The sequence below is a fragment of the Clostridium rhizosphaerae genome, from assembly GCF_016765585.1.
Lineage (GTDB): Bacteria > Bacillota > Clostridia > Clostridiales > Clostridiaceae > Clostridium_AT > Clostridium_AT rhizosphaerae.
The window spans coordinates 551,804-572,072 of sequence record NZ_JAESWC010000001.1; the positions used below are offsets into that span (position 1 = coordinate 551,804).

Annotated in this window: 17 protein-coding genes and 1 pseudogene; 4 read left to right on the forward strand and 14 right to left on the reverse strand. The window is 32.6% G+C overall.

What is annotated here, in order from left to right:
- Window positions 1-20: 20 nt before the first annotated feature.
- Window positions 21-875 (forward strand): AmmeMemoRadiSam system radical SAM enzyme, encoded by an 855-nt coding sequence (gene amrS / locus JK636_RS02665; protein WP_202747282.1) that lies wholly within the window; start codon window positions 21-23, stop codon window positions 873-875.
- A 25-nt stretch (window positions 876-900) separates the two neighbouring features.
- Here the strand turns inward: amrS and JK636_RS02670 are convergent, their stop codons facing one another.
- Complete coding sequence (locus tag JK636_RS02670; protein WP_202747283.1) at window positions 901-1,671, reverse strand: ABC transporter ATP-binding protein; 771 nt, start codon at window positions 1,669-1,671, stop codon at window positions 901-903.
- 16 nt (window positions 1,672-1,687) lie between these two features.
- Window positions 1,688-2,956: an FtsX-like permease family protein gene (locus tag JK636_RS02675; RefSeq protein ID WP_202747284.1), complete on the reverse strand. Its 1,269-nt coding sequence runs from the start codon at window positions 2,954-2,956 to the stop codon at window positions 1,688-1,690.
- 168 nt (window positions 2,957-3,124) lie between these two features.
- On the opposite strand from JK636_RS02675, the pseudogene JK636_RS02680 reads away from it, so the two are divergent.
- Window positions 3,125-3,337 (forward strand): annotated as a pseudogene (locus JK636_RS02680) (glutaredoxin); the annotation flags it as partial.
- Between the two features lie 35 nt (window positions 3,338-3,372).
- On the opposite strand, the gene JK636_RS02685 reads toward JK636_RS02680, so the two are convergent.
- The 11 genes from JK636_RS02685 to JK636_RS24205 all read right to left on the reverse strand — a co-directional run bounded on the left by JK636_RS02685 (window position 3,373) and on the right by JK636_RS24205 (window position 16,142).
- Window positions 3,373-4,827, reverse strand: a complete 1,455-nt coding sequence (locus JK636_RS02685) for a methyl-accepting chemotaxis protein (RefSeq protein ID WP_202747285.1) — start codon at window positions 4,825-4,827, stop codon at window positions 3,373-3,375.
- Between the two features lie 107 nt (window positions 4,828-4,934).
- Window positions 4,935-6,131 (reverse strand): MFS transporter, encoded by a 1,197-nt coding sequence (locus JK636_RS02690; protein ID WP_202747286.1) that lies wholly within the window; start codon window positions 6,129-6,131, stop codon window positions 4,935-4,937.
- A gap of 341 nt (window positions 6,132-6,472) precedes the next feature.
- On the reverse strand, window positions 6,473-7,720 hold the full coding sequence (locus tag JK636_RS23980; RefSeq protein WP_338025715.1) for a HAMP domain-containing sensor histidine kinase: 1,248 nt from the start codon (window positions 7,718-7,720) through the stop codon (window positions 6,473-6,475).
- Window positions 7,717-8,412, reverse strand: coding sequence for a response regulator transcription factor (locus JK636_RS02700; protein ID WP_202747287.1), 696 nt, complete (start codon window positions 8,410-8,412; stop codon window positions 7,717-7,719). Before JK636_RS02700 ends, JK636_RS23980 begins: the two co-directional genes overlap by 4 nt.
- A gap of 71 nt (window positions 8,413-8,483) precedes the next feature.
- The gene (locus JK636_RS02705; RefSeq protein WP_202747288.1) at window positions 8,484-10,175 is read right to left on the reverse strand and encodes a methyl-accepting chemotaxis protein; all 1,692 of its coding nucleotides are present in this window, start codon (window positions 10,173-10,175) and stop codon (window positions 8,484-8,486) included.
- Between the two features lie 199 nt (window positions 10,176-10,374).
- Window positions 10,375-12,879: an FtsX-like permease family protein gene (locus tag JK636_RS02710; RefSeq protein WP_202747289.1), complete on the reverse strand. Its 2,505-nt coding sequence runs from the start codon at window positions 12,877-12,879 to the stop codon at window positions 10,375-10,377.
- A gap of 26 nt (window positions 12,880-12,905) precedes the next feature.
- Entirely contained in the window at window positions 12,906-13,592 is a 687-nt protein-coding gene (locus JK636_RS02715) for an ABC transporter ATP-binding protein (protein WP_202747290.1), read from the reverse strand.
- Window positions 13,593-13,727: 135 nt separating this feature from the next.
- On the reverse strand, window positions 13,728-14,282 hold the full coding sequence (locus tag JK636_RS02720) for a phosphatase PAP2 family protein (protein ID WP_202747291.1): 555 nt from the start codon (window positions 14,280-14,282) through the stop codon (window positions 13,728-13,730).
- Between the two features lie 213 nt (window positions 14,283-14,495).
- Window positions 14,496-14,963, reverse strand: a complete 468-nt coding sequence (locus JK636_RS02725; protein ID WP_202747292.1) for a methylated-DNA--[protein]-cysteine S-methyltransferase — start codon at window positions 14,961-14,963, stop codon at window positions 14,496-14,498.
- Between the two features lie 225 nt (window positions 14,964-15,188).
- Window positions 15,189-15,464 carry a hypothetical protein gene (locus JK636_RS02730; RefSeq protein WP_202747293.1) on the reverse strand — a complete coding sequence of 92 codons (276 nt, stop codon included), beginning with the start codon at window positions 15,462-15,464 and terminating at the stop codon, window positions 15,189-15,191.
- 129 nt (window positions 15,465-15,593) lie between these two features.
- Window positions 15,594-16,142, reverse strand: a complete 549-nt coding sequence (locus tag JK636_RS24205; RefSeq protein ID WP_476727377.1) for an alpha-helical endospore appendage domain-containing protein — start codon at window positions 16,140-16,142, stop codon at window positions 15,594-15,596.
- Between the two features lie 308 nt (window positions 16,143-16,450).
- Between JK636_RS24205 and JK636_RS02740 the strand changes: the two genes are divergently transcribed.
- On the forward strand, window positions 16,451-17,068 hold the full coding sequence (locus tag JK636_RS02740; protein ID WP_202747295.1) for an alpha-helical endospore appendage domain-containing protein: 618 nt from the start codon (window positions 16,451-16,453) through the stop codon (window positions 17,066-17,068).
- 93 nt (window positions 17,069-17,161) lie between these two features.
- On the opposite strand, the gene JK636_RS02745 is transcribed toward JK636_RS02740, so the two are convergent.
- On the reverse strand, window positions 17,162-18,445 hold the full coding sequence (locus JK636_RS02745) for a glycosyltransferase family protein (RefSeq protein WP_202747296.1): 1,284 nt from the start codon (window positions 18,443-18,445) through the stop codon (window positions 17,162-17,164).
- A gap of 338 nt (window positions 18,446-18,783) precedes the next feature.
- Here JK636_RS02745 and JK636_RS02750 point away from each other — a divergent pair, with 338 nt between their 5' ends.
- The gene (locus tag JK636_RS02750) at window positions 18,784-20,076 is read left to right on the forward strand and encodes an alpha-helical endospore appendage domain-containing protein (RefSeq protein WP_202747297.1); all 1,293 of its coding nucleotides are present in this window, start codon (window positions 18,784-18,786) and stop codon (window positions 20,074-20,076) included.
- The last annotated feature ends 193 nt before the right edge of the window (window positions 20,077-20,269 follow it).

Sequence of the window (20,269 nt, forward strand, 5' to 3'; positions counted from 1 at the left end):
GGCTTAAGGATGTGATATTTATGAAAGAAAAAGCTATGTTTTTTGAAAAACTAAAAGATAAAATACATTGTTATCTTTGCCCTCATAATTGTGTAATTGAAGATGGTCATGTTGGAAAGTGTCAAGTCAGACTGCATGAAAACGGAGAACTGTTCAGTATAAACTACGGTATGATTACTTCAATGGCGCTAGATCCCATTGAGAAAAAGCCCTTGCATTATTTTAAGCCAAACAGCTATATATTGTCTGTTGGAAGCTTTGGCTGCAACTTCACCTGCAGCTTCTGCCAAAACTATACTATTTCACAATATATCCCTCCGAGCCAGTTTATGTCTAAAGAAGACTTAGTAGAAACTATACTTAATGCAGAGGATAATATAGGAATAGCTTTTACCTATAATGAGCCCAGTATATGGTATGAATATGTCTATGATACTGCAAAATTATTAAAGGAAACTGATAAAAATAAATCTGTAGTCTTAGTCACAAATGGATATATAAGTGAAGAACCTTTGAAGGCGCTTCTTCCCTATGTAGATGCTATGAATATAGACCTTAAAGCTTTCAGTAACAGGTATTATAATGATATATGCGGCGGCAGCCTAAAGCCTGTCCTTAAGACCATAGAGCTTTCTGCAAAGTCCTGTCATGTAGAGATAACAACCTTAGTTGTAAGCGGTGAAAATGACAACATAGATGAAATAGGAGAATTATCAAGCTTTCTGAGCAATATAAATAAAGATATCCCTCTTCATCTTACAAGATACTTTCCTAGATATAAGATGAAGAGTCCGCCTACAGACATAGACTTTATGTATAAGGCTGAAGAAACAGCTAAAAAATATCTTAACAGGGTTTCTCTTGGGAATATATAAATGATAGGCCGTATACAAATACGGCCTACCCCTTCATAGCTTCAAATAAGTCTTGAGACTCTTTTGTAGCAGCTTCAACTATTCTATAAAAAAATTCTCTTTGAGTTAAACCTTCTCTTTCAATTGTCTCTTCAATCTTCCCGTCTCTTAATAGTATAAGTTTTTTAGCATAGCTAGCTATCATCGCATCATGAGTAACCATCAATATTGTTATTCCCTCATTTTCGTTAAGCTCCCTTAATATCTTTAACAACTCATGTGAGTTCTTTGTATCAAGGTTTCCTGTAGGCTCATCTGCTACTACCATCTTAGGCTCTGCAACTAATGCCCTAGCAGAAGCAGCCCTCTGTCTTTGGCCACCTGAGCATTCAACTGGGAACTTATCCAAGATATCAGAAATGCCAAGTTTCTCAGCTATAACAGCAACCCTTTCATTTATCTCTCTTTCAGGCTTTTCTGCTAAAGCCAAAGGTATTCCTATGTTTTCTCTTATGGTAAGTGAATCAATAAGATTAAACTCCTGGAATATAAAACCTAAGTTTTCATATCTGAACTTTCCTAAATCAAACTCATTCATAGATCGCACATTAATATTGTTTATTTTAACTGTTCCGGAGGTAGGCATATCAATTGTTGATAGGTTGTTTAAAAGAGTTGTTTTTCCGGAGCCTGAAGGACCCATAATGCATATATAATCCCCTTCATTTATAGATAAATTTATACCATCTAAGGCCTTAAATTTGTTTTTATCTCCATAAAACTTTATCAAATTTTTAGCAGCTACTACTTCGCTCAAATTAGTTCTCCCCCTATCAAATAAATTTAAAAATCATATTTTTATAGATTTTATAAGAAGCTAGTGACGTAATAAGTAATACAATTACAAATGCTCCTGCTAGGAATAAAGCTAATGTAATTCCTATAGCCCCTATCTTTAAATGAGTAAAAAGCAGAATAATCACATGAATAAGAGGCACTCCTAAAACAACAGAAAAAAACATAAAATTCTCTTGTTTTATAATCTTTACAATTTGATCTGAAGTATATCCAATCAGCTTTAGCTGTTTAAAGCTAGTTTTTCTATTAAAAGCCTCAATTAAAACCTTGTATATCATACTCATAGATATTAAAAACAGTATAACAACATATGAAAATATACAAACCAACTTTACTCTAGGAGAGGAACTGTATCCGCAAATAAATGATATAAGAATTACTATAGAAACTGCTAACAGAACTATCAAATAATTAGCCTTTCTAAGAGAATAATGCAGATTACTTAGAGCTACTAACTTTATTTTATTGTGTATATATCTTTTCTTTTTCAGTTTAAGCACTAAATTAGGTAAGAAATATCTTATAACTCCCTGAGTTCCATAAGTAGACAAGATTATGGCATAACAAACCGTGAAGGAAGGATTATCTTTACCTAAATCTAAAAAGATTAGAAGTATAGGTAATAAGTAGATAATTAGATATATAACCCTTGGGATTTTCATTGTTCTCCTATCCGGTTCATAAACTTGTTTTTCTATAGTCAGCAGTTCTTTAATTTCTTTTCTATAGGCATAACCGGTGTTTACAAGCAGTAAAAATATAAACTGTATAGCTATGACGCATACAGTACAAACAAAGCCCATCCCGGAAAACTCCCATAAGCTTCCTTTCATATCTAAAGCCTTATGCATTATAGCTGTAAAAATCGGCATTATAGCTGTACCCAATACCAACCCTATTGGAAATGCTATTAATATGATCATTAAAGTTTGATAGAACAAATACTGTGAAAGCTTATACACATTTATTCCACCTAATGCTGCAATAGCTATCTCTTTAGTTTTTGACATAATAAAATATGTGTTAGCAAAGAATACAAACAATGCCGCTATTACGATTACTACCAACGCTATAATTTCGTATATAACAGCATCATCATTTTGCGATGAAGTAAAGTTTTTACTAAAGGTAACGTTAAAAAAATTAAATACTATAGCAGTTGAAAAAACTATTGCTGCTATAAAGAAAATACACTTTCTAAAATCCAACTTAAGCATCTTAAGTGAAAGCTTGTAAATCCCCATATATTACACCCCCAATTAAGCATTATATGAAAATTATATAATATTTTACAATTAGTTACTATGAAATTTGTATTATTAGGATACAATATATTATATATAAATTATAGGAGAGTGATATTAATGAAAACTGTAGTTATGCTTATTACTGATTGGTGACCATACTGCAAAAAAGCTGACTCCTGGATGGAGGAATTAATTAAAGAAAATCCTGAATACTCTAAAGTTGAAATCAGAGTAATCGACGAGGAGAAAGAACCTGAAGCAGCTAAAAAATATGACTACTATTATGTACCTACATATTATGTTGGTGAAACAAAGGTTCATGAAGGAGTTCCTACAAAAGAAATAATTAAAAATGTTTTTGATAAGGCACTTGAATAAAATAAAAAAAACCTCAAAGCTGAGGTTTTTTTATTTTATAAATTTTTTGCCATGTCTTTAAGCTTTTCGGCCAAATTAAGCAAGTTATTGTTTATAGAAGAAATGTTATTCATAGAAGAAGTCTGTTGTTCAACTGAGGCTGCAACCTGCTCCGTGCTTGCAGCACTTTCCTGAGCGGATGCTGACAGGCTCTGAAGAATATTGATAATATTATCTTTTTTCTTATTCATAACTTCCCCGGATTTATTTAGGTCCCCAACCTTTATACGTATATCTTCAACGGCCATTGCAAGGCTGTCAAATATGCTTTGTGTACTCTGTATAGAGTCAGTTTGAGATTCTATAATCCTAGTTGTATTTTCCATACTATTAAAAGCAGATTTCATATTGTTTTGAAGCTCTTCAATTATTTCATTTATTTTTTTTGATGATAAAGATGATTGTTCTGCAAGCTTTCTGATTTCATCTGCTACTACAGCAAATCCTTTTCCTGATTCGCCAGCTCTTGCAGCTTCTATGGCTGCATTTAATGCTAATAAATTTGTCTGCTCTGCTATAGAAACAATAACATTACTAGCAGCGTTTATTTCTCCGGCACTAACATTTGTATTCTCTATTATATTTTCAAGTGATTTTATAGCCTCATTACTTTCGTTGGTATTATGCATTAAATCTGAAAGTATATTGACTCCCTTATTTTTCAGCTCTTCAGTTTTGTCGGTAACAGTTCTCAATTCTGCTGAGGATTGAACCATTACTTCTATATCTTTTGCAATCTCCTCAGAATCTCTAGCACCTGACTCTGTATCCTCTGCCTGAACAGAAGCACCCTTTGCTATTTCTTCAATTACATTTGAAACTTCTTCTGAAGAAACAGCCACCTCTTTTGTTGCTTCATTAAGGATAACAGCAGAACCAGCCAACTCCTCTGCAGTTTTTACTAAAGCCTCTAAGAGCTTTCTGCTGCTTTCTTCGTTTGCTTTTATTTTACTTATATAATCACTATTTTCTTTATTTGATCTTCCAATAATATAGGTATTTATATACTGAACTATAGAGGTAATTAAAACTACTACTATAGTTACTACTAACTGTGAATCATGGAGCTTTCCATTTATAACATTGATGCTATTAGACGCTAGAACAACTGCAACAGTAAAGGTAGTAAGCTTAATCTCTCCATAAATGCCAAACATAACCAAGAGAGGGAATGCGAAAGTAAAAGCAAGTGAATCCTCAGTTGATATGGTTGTAAAAAAGTTAGTAGCCATAAATGTAGCTGCTAAAAAATATTTAATCTTTGTATCATAGGGATTTTTTTTGTATTGTATTATTGAAAATATAAGAGTTACTACTGAAATGGCTATAAAGATATATACTATGTATGGCACATTCTTTACAGTAAAAGCCGTAAAAGCAGAAAATGCACAAAGTACAGAACAAAGTACTAACAGGTTTCTATTTGCAGATTTAATAAAATTTTGATTCATGATGCCCCCCTAATTGTTAAAGTATGTTAATTAGTATTTTACTAATTTATCGTTTCATTATAGTAATACTTTATATTGCTTTTATATATTTTGTAAGCTACTTTAAATTATTTAGTATGAGTTCTTTTTCTGGAAATCAATAAAGCTGCATTTGCAATTACTAATATACTTCCGAGCATTGCTAAGCACTTGAAGGCTGTAGTTAAGTTAAATTTATCCCCGATAAGCCCAATGAAAGGAAATAAAGTTATCATAAAAAAGCTGAACACCATGCTTGCAAAAGAAAGTATAGTCGCTCGATTCTCGCTTGGAATCATCTTATTTATATAGTCACTCATGGAAACATATATAATTTCTTCTGTGATCATCAAGAGTATAAAAAACACATAACTATATTTACTTAGTGCTACTCCCCATATACATGCAACAGTCAAAAATGGAACTATAAGAAGCAGTCCCTGCTCTTTGATCTTTTTTTCTATGCTATGGACCTGGGTTGCCAACAAAGCAACAGTCAATGAAGAGATCGCATAGATTATTCCTATTGTCCATTCGGTATATCCATTTCCTTTAAGATAATTCTGAAGATAAAAGAAAATACATGTACAAAAGGCCATAATAACCTGAGTAAACAAAATCAAAAACCCTACTTTAGGCTTGCTTATAACAACCTTTATGCTTTCCTTTAATTGGTTTACAAAAATATTTTCTTTCTCTTCTTTAGAATTAATCCTTCCTATATTTGGCTCTTTAAAAGTTAAAGACTGAACTATAGTTATTATTCCGATAACAACTGTAAGAAGAAAGGCAATATTATAGCTCTTTGTTGCAAGGTATCCACCAACAAAGAAGGATATAATACCTGCAGCTTGATAAAAAAGTTCCTTTTTGCCATTTACCTTCATGTAGGTTTCTTCCTCACCTATCTCCTTTAAAGAATCATAAATCAAAGCATCTCCTGCACCAGATTCAAGATTATATGATAACGCCGTAAACACAAAAGATATTGCAAACCATAAAAAACTATTTGCAGATAGAAGTAATATAACGCTTATCAAGGAAAAAACTCTTCCCATTATTCTGCTGATTTTTCTGCCAAACAAATCTGCAACAGCTCCCGTTGGTACTTCCATTAAGAAAGATGTTGTATGAAATATGGTTTCTAAAAGGCCAAGCTGCGTGAGGCTCATACCTTTACTTGCAAGGTATATCATCCAAATTCCTCTTGTAAAGTCTAAGCTTTGCAGCAGTGTGAATATATAATTTTTATAAACATTTCTCTTCAATCTAATATTATTTTCCATAACTATTCTCCTTTTAAACTGTGATTTTTGATAAAGCTCCCACCCACCACAGCGCGTTCAAAAGGCATAAAAATACCCCTAAGCAGAATTTTACTTAGAGGTGAATATTATCTAAAAATATAGGTTTGAAAGTAAATTTCTACATTATCAGGCTAATTATATTTAATTTTGGACGCACTTTCCCCATGTGTCCCAAAATTACCTGTAATAGCATGAGCATTAGCCATATATTCAAGCATGCTTAACCTGATAACAACTGACATTTACTTAACCTCCTTACTAAACTAAATTTATATATCTCAATCATCGTACCATAATTTACTATTATAATCAATATATGTTTAATACCTAAGAAAAGTAATTATAAACTTAGTCCCTAAACCTACCTTGCTTTGCGCTTCAATCAAACCATTGTGTGCTTCTACAATAGATTTAGCTAAAGCTAATCCAATTCCAACCGAATCTGTTTTTCTTGAGGTTTTAGCTTTATAAAATCTCTTAAATATATTAGGCAGATCTCTTTCATCTATGCCTTCTCCAGTGTCCTCTATTATTACTCTTCTATAGACAGGATTTTCTATTAGGTCTATAGTTATTATCCCTCCGCTAGAAGTATGCTCAATACCATTTTTAATAATATTTATAAGAGCTTCTTCAAGCCATAATCTATCATGTTCTAAATATATATCATAATTACCTTTACAAATTATTTTAACATTATTTTTTGATGCTCTGCTGTCTAATGCATCTACAGCCTCTTCAACAGTTTCATTTAAACTCTGATTCTCTTTGTGCAGTTCTATTGCCTTAGCATCAAGCTTTGCAAGTTTTAACATACTTTGTATAAGCCAATTCATTCTACTGAGCTGATTTTGATTACTTAACAAAAAAGTTTGTCTTTGCTCTTTATCTAATTCCTTAGTAAGCATAATATCATTGTACACAATCATGGAAGATAAAGGAGTCTTTAGCTGATGAGATATATCGGATAATAAATCAACTAAAAACTGTTTTTCCTTTTTAAGCTGGCTTATATTATTTCTTATTATCTCTCTCATAGAATTAAAGGAAACCGCAAGCTTTGAAAAGTCCCCCTCTTTATTTTCATTAATCACTATATCATAATTCCCATCAACAACCTTTTTCGCAGCTAACGTTAATCTTCTTATTCTGCTATAAAAATATCCATACTGAATATAATTAAACATAAAAAGTATAAATGCCAATATTGTAAAGATACAAATAATAAAGGTTTTATTTTGAAAGCTGATTGTATTAATATATGGGAAAAGTTCATTTTCCAGATCCTTTGTTATTCCATATTGTTTTAATGTATCTTCTCCTTTTGCAGCTTCCTCTTTAGAAATCTCTTTTGTAATTAAAGGAACTATTTCTCCCTCTAATTCAGGATTTTTTTCTATAATTCTTGCTGTAACAGCTCCTAAACTTCTTGTATAATCTCTTTTTAAGCCATCAGTGTATGACTTTAGGACAGTAGATGTAATAGCTAGAAATAAAGCAACAGTAAATAAAAGAGTGAATGAGCTTATCTTTAATTCAGGATTACTAAAATATTTCTTTGAAATCACTGTGAAGCGACCTCCTTATTCCACTTGTATCCAAGTCCTCTTTGTGTAATTATGTATTCAGGTTCCCTTGGATTATCCTCTAGCTTTTCTCTTATCCTCTTTATATAAACTGACAGGGTGTTTTCATCAAAGAACACCTCTTCAGCTTCAATAAGTTCCTTCAATATTTCATCCCTTTTTACGATTTCACAAGGCTTTTTCATAAATATTAATAGCAGCTTGTATTCTTGAGCAGTAAGGATGATATCTCTATCATTTTTCTTTACTGACGCAGCTGATATATCTACTGTTATATCTCCACTTTTCAGCTTATTTCCTGCAGAAGTGTTCCTTAAGTTACGCCTTAACAATGCTTTAATCCTTGATAGTAATTCTCTTACTCTAAAAGGCTTTGTAATATAATCGTCTCCTCCAATTTCAAGTCCAAGCACTACATTAACTTCTTCATCAAGAGCTGTTAAGAACATAACAGGAACATCGCTTTTCTCTCTTATATATTTACAAAGCTCATATCCGCTTCCGTCCGGCAAATTTATATCTAATATTACAAGATCAATGCTTTCTGCTTGAAAGGCTTCTTTTCCCTTTTCTATTGTATTAGCTTTTATAACATCGTATCCTTCATCTTTTAATGTAAATTCTATACCTAAAGCTAGAGCTTCATCATCTTCTACCAATAATAATCTACTCATATTTATCACCTTTTTCACCTATATTATTATGGGTTCAATAAGTATTATACCTATTGAACCCATACAAAGCATTATATTTTAAACATATTAGTTGACTCTATCATCTTTTCAGCTTTTCCATTTAGACCTTCTGATGAGGCAGCAACCTCCTGTGAAGAAGCACTCAATTCTTGTATAGATGCTGAAATCTCCTCAGTTGAGGCTAAAACTTCTTCGGACATCTGTTCAACACTGCCCACACTCCTTAGTATGCTTTCCTTTTCCTTATCTATAATAACAATACTATCACTAATTCTGCTTATTCTTGGGAAAATCTCTTCAATGTAGGTAATGATATCCTTAAAAGAATCTAGTGAATTCTCAATTGTTGCAGTCTGATTGTTTAGTACATTATTCATATTGTTGGATGTCTCTACAACCAAATTGCTTTCTTTTGAAATATTTTGAATCAGATTATTAATACTTAAAGATGATTCTTTTGATTGTTCTGCAAGCTTTCTTATCTCTTCAGCTACAACAGAAAAGCCCCTGCCAGCTTCCCCTGCACTAGCTGCCTCAATAGCTGCATTAAGCGCAAGAAGGTTTGTTTGATCTGATATATCATTTATCAAATTAGTAATTACATTGACTTGAGATAATTGTATACCAAGCCCCTTTATTTTTTCACTTACATTATAAAAAGCTAAGACTGTCTCTCTAATAGTATTATCTAAAGCTACCATATCCTCATTACTTGCATTAGCCTTAGATTTAATTAAATCTATTTTTGAATTGACATTTTTAATAGAATCTGTGGCATTATCCAGCTTTTCTCCAAAGCCTTTTAATATACTGCTTATGCTTTCAATTTCCTCAGTCTGGCTGGCAGAGCTTCTAGCTAAGTCTTGTATAGAACTTGCAACTACTTCTGAAGATGACGCCATTTCTTCTGATACAGAAGCTAAACAATTTGAATCTATCATTACAGCATTAGAATTATCTTTTATAATTTCTATAGCGCCTTTTAGCTTTTTATTGAAATTATTAATTGAATCAGCTATATCTTCAAATTCATCTTTGCTTTTTATTTTTAAATCAATAGCTAAATTTCCTTCTGACATATTTTTTAAGACTTCTTTAATTTTTCCCACATTAAAGGTTATTCTTTTTGAAAATGCAATACTGCTCAGCACTGATAATATTATAATAATAACTGAAGCTACAGCCATAGACATTAAAAGCTCACTTCTGATATTAACAAATGCAGCAACATCCTTGTCTACTCCAACAATAGATATTATCTTGCCTGAAGAATTTTTTATTGGTGCATAGGCTGAAATAAACGTCCCATCCTCGTCGGTAACAGGTTTATCAGTATATTTAGTCTGACCATCAAAAGCATCTTTCATCTCTTTCTCAAGATTATAGGGGTCACCAATTTTGCTCTCATTAATCAAAGATCCATCCACCACAAAATATGCTTTACTATCATTCTCCTTAGCCAAAGTATAAACATATCTTATATCTTTATCATTTTTAAACTTAATCATTGCATCTTGAATTTCTTTATAATCACTCGAATCCATTGATTTACTGTTTATAATCTTCTCAAGCTTATCTCCGTCAACAGCTTTAGCCGCATCAACTACCGATTTTTGGGCATCTATTTGCAATTTAGAAAATTGCCTGTTGAAAATAACAATATTTAAAGCTACCAGTATAATCATAGAACCAACAGATATTGAGCCAATTACCTTTAATATTTTCGCTCCTAGCTTACTCATCTTTCGTTAACCCCCAATTCACATTTTTAAATACTACAACAATATTATACCCGCTAAGTTTATTCAAGCATAGTATAATTGTATACTTTTTAACAATCAAAATTTAAATTTCTACAAAAAAACACTTGCCTTACATTATTAATAAGACAAGTGTATCATAATACTCTTACAACTAATTAAATATTTTCTTAAGTAATTCTTAAAAATCTTCTCTTATAGCTTCAATTAAGTTTTCCTTTTTAATTCTTGAAAGAGGTGAAAGTACAGATAAATATCCAATTATTAATGCTGCAGCTCCGGCTATTGCCACTGCATCCCAAGGTATTTTATAGCCAAGTCCTCTTACTCCGTTTATGCCTCCATAGATAACATAGGATAATCCGCAGCCTATGATTGAGCCATAAATAGTTCCCATTATTCCATATAAAAGCCCTTCAAGCACTATCATCTTCCTTAAGCCCTTTTGAGTTAACCCTATGGATTTTAATGCTGCAAACTCTCTTTTTCTCAATATAATGTTTGTTGTTAATGTATTTATAATATTAACACTTCCTATTAAGGATACAACTACAACAAAACCGTACATTAATATCTGAACCATAAGCATAGAAGTTTTTGATCTTCTATTTTGATCTATATTATTTATAAGCTCTAAAGATGGATCCGATTTTATAACTCCTTCAATCTCTGATTTTGCGGCATCTTCATTTTTTACATCTTTAATTGATACATTTAGATTAACAGGCTTTACTTCAGATTTTCCTGATATATTTTTAACTACCTGTTCAGTAGTAATCATTTTTATTCCTCTGCTGCTGCCTCTAAAGTTAAATGGTTCATTATCAACTATAGCCATAATCTTAACCTTGTTAACTTTTCCTTTTCCAAACTCTAGCTTTGGCTTTTCTTGATCTGAGGTTTCTTTATATTGAAGCTCTATTTCATCTCCTACCTTTAGATCAGCAATCTGTCCAAAATATTCTTTTTTTGTTTTTTGATCAAAAATTCTATTTTTTCTTATAAGGATAATTCCATTTTCTTTATTTAAATCTTCAACATTTATGTTTCCTGACTCTATATACTTTTTAGCTGCCCCCATAGCTGAATCATCATAAATTACCATTGAGCTTTCAATAATAGTTTTATCGTTCCCACTTACTTTTGCCCTATTATATATATTTCCTATATCCTGCACTTCTTTAACTTCTTTATTTGGATTAATAGCAGTATCAAAGAAATAAGGATCATATATTTTGTATACTTTATCTACTGACTTTAAGGACTTTATATTATTTATAACATTATCTCCAATTGCTAAGTTTTGCTCCGTAGCTTGGTTATCTCTTACAATTGAAAAATGCATATTTTTTGACTCGTTAGGAGCAGTAGTTACAGTTAGTGACATATCCATAAAAGATTTGAAAGTTACAAAAAGTACTACGCTTATTACTATAGAGAAAACGGTTATCCTGTATCTCTTTCTGTTTCTTTTTATATTTTTAGCAGCCATAGCTCCTTCAAATCCAAACAACTTTTGTACAATTCTATTTTTTCTTCTCTTTATTTTTTCTTTAGTTATTGAGGTTCTGCTGCTTATAGCAACTAATGGGGATATTCTTCCTGCAAAGAAGGCCGGAATTAATGCAGATAAATATATTGATATAAGACCTACCACAGCACTTATACCAAGTATTTGAAAATCTACTGATGCCCTCATAGGTATAACTGTATCTCCACCAATTAATTTAAAAACAAAACTTATTCCGTAAATGGCAACAACGCCAAATAATAATCCTAAAGGCACTGCTATAGCGGCTAAAACCGAAGCCTCTCTCAATACTATTTTTCTAATTTGTTTTGGAGTTGTTCCCACAGCTCTTAAAAGTCCAAACTGTTTGATTCTTTCAACAACACTTATCTGGAAAGAGTTATATATTACTGCTATAGTTGCTACCATAACTATGCCCACTATTATTCCAATAGTTACAAGCAAACCTCTTAATCCATCGTTATTTCCGCTTACTCCTTGTGCAAAAAGTAGGCTTGTATTTTCCTGTACGTTATCTTGTGAAGTTAACTGCTTTAGCTCAGTTACTGCTGTTCCCAGCTTTGTTTTGGAACTAACTTCTACTAATAATATTGAGTTTTCTTTATTGACATTATTGTTTTTAGTTAACAGCATAACTTTATTATCAATTTGATTTTCTATTATATCTTCTAAGATTCCTACAAGTGTGTACTGCTTATTATCGAAGTTAATTTTATCTCCAACTTTTGCATTGCTATCTATATATTTTAGCGCCCACTTTTCTATAGAAACTTCATTCTCATTTTGAGGAAGTCTTCCTGTCTTAACTCTATATGGAAATAAATCTATAGCTTTATCCGTTGCAATCTCTTCAAACGCAGAAAGCTTTCCTGAAAGTTGAACTTCTTTTCCTCTAGTATAAAATCCATATCGGGAGACCTTAGGATTATTTGCTACTTTAGATAATAAACCACTATCTACCTTCTTGTACATTACGTGCCAAGCACCATAATCATTTTTTGCCTGATCTATTTCAGCAACTTGTATTCCTTTAAAGAAAAGTCCTATAGAGGATATAAGCGCTACTGATAGTATTATTCCTATTATAGTTAATGCACTTCTCTTTTTGTTTGATTTCAAATATCTTCCTGTAAGCTGTTTGTAACTACTTATCATTTTTGCACCTCCATTCTCCATTAATCTTAACTATTCTTCATATGCTTATCCGAAACTATCTCTCCATCTTCTATAGTAATTACTCTATCTGCCATAGAAGCAATATTAACATCATGTGTAATAAGTATAAGTGTCTGATTGTACTTTCTTGCAGTATACTTTAAAAGTTCAATTACCTCTTTTGAATTCTTGCTGTCAAGGTTTCCAGTAGGCTCGTCTGCAAGTATTATTGATGGCTTGTTTAGAAGAGCTCTTCCAATTGATACCCTTTGCTGCTGTCCCCCTGAAAGCTCAGAAGGAAGATGATTTTTTCTTTCTTTAAGTCCTAATATTTCAATTATCTCTTCTAAATAAGCTTTATCTACTTTATCGTTATCTAATAATGCAGGCAAAGCTATATTTTCCTCTACATCAAGAACAGGTATCAAGTTAAAAAACTGAAATATAAATCCTATTTTTCTTCTCCTAAAAATAGCAAGCTTTTCTTCTTTATAGTTATAGATGCTCTCTCCATCAATAACTACCTTACCGTTTGTCGGTCTATCTAATCCTCCTAGTAAATGAAGAAGTGTACTTTTCCCTGAACCGGATGCCCCTACTATAGCCACAAACTCTCCTTTGTTTATTGATATATTTACGTCTTTAAGTGCTTCTACCTTGTTATCTCCTTTTCCATAAGTTTTATTTAAATTTTCAACCTTTAATATTTCCATACACTCTATCTCCTTTATCTTCGTGATTACTATATTTTCATTATAGCCACATATTCTCTGCCACTCCATGTCAGAAGTCTTACAATAAAAAGGCTTATCTTACAAAGCTGTAAGATAAGCCTTTTTATTGTGAACCTAGTAGCTGTATAATCCTAAACAGCTTATAATTTTGCTGTGAAATAATAATATAGCTATTCTAGAACATATAAGTCCTAAAATAATTCCCATTAAAACATCCGTCGGATAATGAACGCTTAAATAAATCCTGGAAAAGGCAATTAACGAAGCCAGTATAAGCATTAAAACACTATATTTACTACCATACGCAGCAAATATGCCAGCTGCTGCAAAAGAAGATGCCGTATGCCCTGAGGGAAAGGAATACGTTATAGGCTTTGATATTAAAAGTTTGCATTCCAACATATTGACAAAAGGACGCGTTCTCTTTATTAAATGCTTTATTATACCTTCCCCTATGACTGCAGCAATAACAATTGAGACAAGTACCATATACCCTTCAGTTCTATGATTCTCACTGCCCATTAAATATATAGATATTGCAAGCCAAACTATGCCACCATTACCCAGTGCGGTAACTAAAGGCATAATTTTATCAAGAATTCTGTAGTGAAATTTTTTATTTATCATATTTAGCATTTTTATATCAATATTTTGAAGATAATTTATCATATAATAATCACTTCCGTTCTACATTTTTATTATAATATTCATTATACATTTTAAAGTTTAAAAACCCATTAGAAATATCTTAAGATTATCTTAAGTTTTGCTATTAATTAGTAATTGATTATAAAAAATAAAAAAACGATTGGTCAAACCTAATCGTTTTTTCATCTTTACTTATTTACAGCAGCATATTCAACAACAGTTCAAATCCCTATGTCAGCTTAGTCCTTTCTCCAATTCTAAAAGATATTTTTTAATCTCAAGGCCTCCGCCATATCCGACTAGCTTTCCATTTGAACCAATAACCCTGTGACAAGGAATAATAATAGGAATAGGATTTCTATTGTTTGCATTTCCTACAGCCCTGACAGCCTTTGGGTTTCCAATGCTCTGCGCAACATCTTTATAACTGAATGTCTTTCCATAAGGAATTTCACATAAAGCCTTCCAAACACTTCTCATAAACTCTGTTCCTTCAAGCGCAAGCGGAAGTTCAAATGTCCTTAATTCTCCTGCAAAATAACTATTTAGCTGCTTTGCAGCTTCTTTAATAAGATTTGTTTCATTTAAAACCATATCCTTTGGGACACTTTCTCCCTGAAAATATATATTTGTAATCGCCTGTCCATTTTCTGCTATTCCTATTTCTCCAATATCAGTTTGATAAAAAAATAGACTTTTCATTTTCTTCTCTCCATTATTGTATTTATTATCGTATCTTATTATAAATTATATTATCATATGTCCATATCATTGTCTTTCTAAATTTCAATAAACGGAATTATTCACTACAAAGCACATACTTCCTAAAGCTTCTCATCATTACACTATATTCCTTTTATATTTAATTCTTAAAGTATAAAAGGCCTGAAACTCTTGAGCTCCAGACCTTTATTTTCTAGATGTTATTTATAATTGACATTGATTAATAATAAAGGAGTCGTTAGAAACATTTAACAGAGGACTGCTATACTCTCTAAATGGAACAGGTCTTCTTGCCTTTATTTGAAAAGCATCATTACCATTAGGCTGGTTGTCTCTTATTTCTAGCGCAAATGTTCCTGTGCCAGTACCATCAGTATCTGTAATAGTAGCATCTCCAGATATTACTATTCTATCAGTGTCACAAATAATTTGGAATGAAGATGGTATGCCATCAATAGTTATTGAATTCTGTGATTGCATTGCAGTCTCACTAAAACTTATATTACTATCTTCAATAAACCCACAGTTTGCACATACGTTAGCAATTAGATTAAATATACTATTACCTTGTATTATGGTAGCTGAACCAGTTACACCACATAATCCTGCTCAACGTATATCTTCTGTTGTAGTTGTCGATGTGCGAGTTGTGCTAGTAGTTGACCTTGTGGTTGTAGTAGTTGATCTAGTAGTTGTGGTTGTTGATGCAGTGCTTGTGGTTGTTGACCTTGTAGTTGTAGTAGTTGATCTTGTGGTTGTAGTCGTAGATGCAGTGCTTGTGGTTGTTGATCTAGTAGTTGTAGTTGTAGATGTTGTAGTTGTAGTAGTTGATGCTGTAGTTGTAGTAGTGCTGCTTGAGGTACTTAAGAAGTCAAGTATATCCTCCAGTTCAAATTCTAGTATAATCTCTTTCTTGATTATTGCTCTTAAAACCTTTTCGACAGCTCTATCAATTCTCTCTAATTCATCAATACCTGGGTTTTTTACTGCTTGTCCAGGTAAAATCCCTAGAATAGATTTGATTTTATTAGCTTCACTATTTATTAAGTCAGCTAGACTTAGTTCTTCAGCTGCTATAGCGGCAAGAAGAAGTCTAACTATTTCATCTGTGCTTGGTATTTGTTGCGGGATTAAATTACTGTTGTTTGAATAAAGCATAGTATCACCTCAATAATATTTTTTGAGAAGGCTTGTACCACTCATGGTGGTACTTTTCTCGATATATAGTATGAAGTATTATCCATATGGTGAATACTTTAGATAAATAATAAATTAATTTTTTATGATAAATAAAATTAAAAAGTGCATACTATCAATACTAACTCTAATTTCCTAAACCATATGCTACATTTATATATGGAAATAATATTATTACTTCCTTGTAAATATAAGTGTCAAACCTGGACATGCATTAATATAATGTATTACAAAAATATACCTATATTAATAATTAGGGGTGTTAACTTATGGAGTTTTCTGAGGACTTTAAAAATCTATTACCCAAAAATCTTACTACAGACAAGGCAATTGAACTGCTCCTTGCCTCAATAGCTCATGAACAATATGCGCTAGGAAATATAATTGATGCAGAAGCAGATAAGATTAACCATGCTGTTTCCTTAAGCGAAAGAGGTTTGGCAACGCTTGATGAAGTTAGAGAAATTAATGACAGTGCATTTAAGGTATTAAAGGCGATAATAAAAAAAGAAATGCTTCTTGAGTTTGAACTTGATGATCTTATTGATTTTATCCCTAAAACAAGTACAAGCTCGACTACTTCAACAACAACTACCACTACCACTTCAACTGCAACAACCACTACTAGGTCTACCACTACTACAACTTCAACTTCCACAACTACTTCACGAACCTGTACATCCTTTACAACAACAAAGCACAGTAGGTGTAAATGGTTGACCGTAGGAAAAATTATGCTTTTATTGATTTGTATAGCAAGTAAAAATGATTGTAATCACGATTGCTGCCATCATGAGAATTGTGAAGAAGATCACTACCACAAAAGTAATTGCGGCAAAAATGATCCCTGTAAAAATGACTTACGCTATACAAAATCTAAGTGCTAAATTTATTTATAAGCTATAAAAATGCTGCTAAAGGTAAAGAACTTTAACGCCTTAATAAAAGGTTTGTTAAAGTTCTTTTAACTTTATTCTGGATTACTTATCCAGAAGTGGAAGAAGCTGATTTTCGCATATCCATTGAGGACTATATCTTTGTCTCACCAGAGTTTTTGATAATATAACTTGATTTTCCCTCATCATGTTTACAACCATATCTGCATTATTTTCAAGGTAAACCTTCTCAGATGGATTATAATTTTCTTTTGTATCATAACCAAAGTTTCTGGCATCCCAGCGCATAAAATATGCTCCAATCTGTTTTCCCAGTTCCTCTAGAGCTGGAACTGCCTCATTCAATATTATAAAATTTCCTCTACTTGCGGCTTCAAGTACAGTTAGTCCAAAAGATTCTGAGAATGATGGACAAACAAAAAGATTAGATAATATAAATAACTCTAAAACTCCTTCTCTTGGAAAACCGTTTGGATATCCTAAATCTGATGTAAAATACATATCTCCATCATCAAGTCCAAACTTACACCCAATTCTTCTTATAATAGCCTTATATATATTAGGATCTATATCCATTGATGCAAAGTCGCAAAAAATAATTTTCACTGTTCTTTCAGTTTTCTTCTTAATTGCACCGGCAAAGGCTGCAACTTTTTCAAACTTCTTTCCCTGAGTTAACCTGCCTGGATATACCATAAGTATATCTGGAGAAAATAAGTCAATCTTTTTACAGATGGACCTTACGTCTTCCCCAAAGTTTGCAGTCAAATCAAGGCTGTTATTTATTACTCTGCATTTCCCTTCCGGTACATTGTATTGCTTTGCCAAAGCAGGTATTCCCGAAGCTGTAGGATAAACATAGATTGTGTTTGGCATTGGTGTATATCGTGCAGAGAAAGGCCACTTTGAATTTATTGCTTTGTTGTTTGGAGCCGAATGAGTAACAGCAATAAATCTTACATTAGGAAGCTTTTCTTGAGCTTTTCTAACTGCCACATTATGAACTAGATGCCATCCTTGATAGTGAATATCATGCATCATGCATATATCAACATCCGAGAGTTTATCTATTAAATCTTCTGCTATTGCTTCTGCCTCTTCAAAAAATGTGTCATGTACTTTTCCTTCTGGCTGAGAATAGTCGTGCCAGTGTATCTGTTTTCCATTTAGTGTATTCCTAACTTTAACCCATTCAATTCGTTCATCTAAAAATATTCCACTTCTTTGTTCATCTGGGCAGTTTTCACATACCAGCATTTTTACAGGAATATTATTATCAAGAAGCATTCTTAAGTGTTCTGCAACAACATTTACAAGAGAATAAGTCCTTTCTAGACCGTTAAACATAGTCAATATGGCTACTTTCATATTTTTGTACCTCCGTTACTTAGTGGTCATTAAATACTATGCTCGAATAGGTTAAAATGCTACTACAGACATCAAAGTTTATCATTAAAAATCTTTACCATTACAGATTGCCTCCTATTCTCATTATCTGTAATTTTAGCAAAGGTAACTTTTCCCATCTAGGCATCAACACTTTTACACTTACTTTCATTAATACACTTATATGTTTATTTACTAGAAATTTAATTTACATTTTATTTGAAATATTCACCATATGGACAACCCTTCATAGTATATACCGAAAAAAGCATTATCATGATGAACTTAAATTTACTAAAATATAATAATGAGGTGATACTGTGATAAATTCACAACAAATACCAAGTACAGATGAAGTATTCAGACTACTTCTCGCTGCTATAGCAGCTGAAGAACTAAGTCTAGCTGACCTAATAGGTAGTGAATCCAATAAAATCAAGTCTGTTTTAGGTATCTTACCTGGTCAAACCATAAAAAACCCAAGTGTTGATGAACTTGTAAGAATTGATAAGGCTGTTGAAAGGATATTAAGAGCAATAATTAAGGAAGAGATTATATTAGAATTTGAATTGGAGGATATACTTGATTTCTTAAGCAGCTCAAGCAGTACTACTACAACAACTACGGCATCGACTACGACTACAACAACTGCAACAAGAAGTACTACAACTTTATCAACTACAACCACCAGGACAACTTCAAGTGCATCAACAACTAGTACCACAACAAGTAGAACATCAACTGCCAGTACGACCACAGGCAGATGTGCCAGTCATTGGAATGTGAGGACTTCAAATACTGCGAACCTGCTCAATACTGTAACATTTGGAGACAGCAAATTCGTTGCAGTTGGAAGTGTAGGTAGGATTGTTGCTTCACCTGATGGGGTATCATGGACTGTGCAATCTGTGATGACAACGAATAATTTTGAAGGTGTAACATTTGGTGCTAATAAGTTTGTAGCAGTGGGTGATTTAGGAACCGTTGCTACTTCACCTGACGGAATTACTTGGACTGTGCAGCCACCTCCAACAAACCAGAATCTAATAAGATTAGTGTTTGCCGATAATAAATTCGTGGCTGTAGGATCTAATGGTTCTATTTTCACATCACCAGACGGAGTGACATGGACTCCGCAAACCTCAAATACTACGCAGCAGTTGTCCTCAGTGACCTTTGGTAATGCTCAATTCGTTGCTGTGGGATTCAACGGAACAAGACTAACCTCACCTGATGGCATTACCTGGACGGTACAGCCTCCTCTTAATGCTCCATTTACTAATGTCAATATCATAGACGTAACCTTTGGAAATAACTTGTTTGTTGCAGTAGGTTTTTTCGGAGAGGTTCTTAACTCGACTGACGGGATAGTCTGGACAGCGCAATTTGTGACTACTGTACCTGCAGCGTCAAATCTTAGAGGTGTTACCTTTGCTAATAACTTATTTGTTGCAGTAGGAGATGGAGGTGCTATTGTGACCTCACCTGACGGAGTTAATTGGACTCCCCAAACCTCACCTACAATGAATGAGCTTACCTCAGTAGCATTTGGAGTTGATACCTTTGTTGCCGTAGGTGATGCTGGTACTATTATACAATCAGATCCTTGTTAAAATATACCTCTAATGAAGAGCCTGACATTTAATATGTCAGGCTCTTCGCACTTGCAGAGTTAAACAAATGAACGAAAATTATAAAATTTTGTTTGACCCTTTCCAGCATTGAAGATTTCATATCTAATATCCGAGCTTTTCATTTTGCCCTTGAATATTTTTTTATAAAAGTAACATATCTCCTATTGTTAAC

What these genes read in the sequence shown, in the direction of transcription:
- JK636_RS24205 (WP_476727377.1), bottom strand. Translation starts at nt 16,142, where the DNA reads ATGCTTTATTCAAACAACAGTAATTTAATCCCGCAACAAATACCAAGC.
- JK636_RS02740 (WP_202747295.1), top strand. Translation starts at nt 16,451, where the DNA reads ATGGAGTTTTCTGAGGACTTTAAAAATCTATTACCCAAAAATCTTACT.
- JK636_RS02700 (WP_202747287.1), bottom strand. Translation starts at nt 8,412, where the DNA reads ATGAGTAGATTATTATTGGTAGAAGATGATGAAGCTCTAGCTTTAGGT.
- JK636_RS02685 (WP_202747285.1), bottom strand. Translation starts at nt 4,827, where the DNA reads ATGAATCAAAATTTTATTAAATCTGCAAATAGAAACCTGTTAGTACTT.
- JK636_RS02710 (WP_202747289.1), bottom strand. Translation starts at nt 12,879, where the DNA reads ATGATAAGTAGTTACAAACAGCTTACAGGAAGATATTTGAAATCAAAC.
- amrS (WP_202747282.1), top strand. Translation starts at nt 21, where the DNA reads ATGAAAGAAAAAGCTATGTTTTTTGAAAAACTAAAAGATAAAATACAT.
- JK636_RS02730 (WP_202747293.1), bottom strand. Translation starts at nt 15,464, where the DNA reads ATGCAATCACAGAATTCAATAACTATTGATGGCATACCATCTTCATTC.
- JK636_RS02720 (WP_202747291.1), bottom strand. Translation starts at nt 14,282, where the DNA reads ATGATAAATTATCTTCAAAATATTGATATAAAAATGCTAAATATGATA.
- JK636_RS02705 (WP_202747288.1), bottom strand. Translation starts at nt 10,175, where the DNA reads ATGAGTAAGCTAGGAGCGAAAATATTAAAGGTAATTGGCTCAATATCT.
- JK636_RS02675 (WP_202747284.1), bottom strand. Translation starts at nt 2,956, where the DNA reads ATGGGGATTTACAAGCTTTCACTTAAGATGCTTAAGTTGGATTTTAGA.
- JK636_RS02715 (WP_202747290.1), bottom strand. Translation starts at nt 13,592, where the DNA reads ATGGAAATATTAAAGGTTGAAAATTTAAATAAAACTTATGGAAAAGGA.
- JK636_RS02690 (WP_202747286.1), bottom strand. Translation starts at nt 6,131, where the DNA reads ATGGAAAATAATATTAGATTGAAGAGAAATGTTTATAAAAATTATATA.
- JK636_RS02725 (WP_202747292.1), bottom strand. Translation starts at nt 14,963, where the DNA reads ATGAAAAGTCTATTTTTTTATCAAACTGATATTGGAGAAATAGGAATA.
- JK636_RS02745 (WP_202747296.1), bottom strand. Translation starts at nt 18,445, where the DNA reads ATGAAAGTAGCCATATTGACTATGTTTAACGGTCTAGAAAGGACTTAT.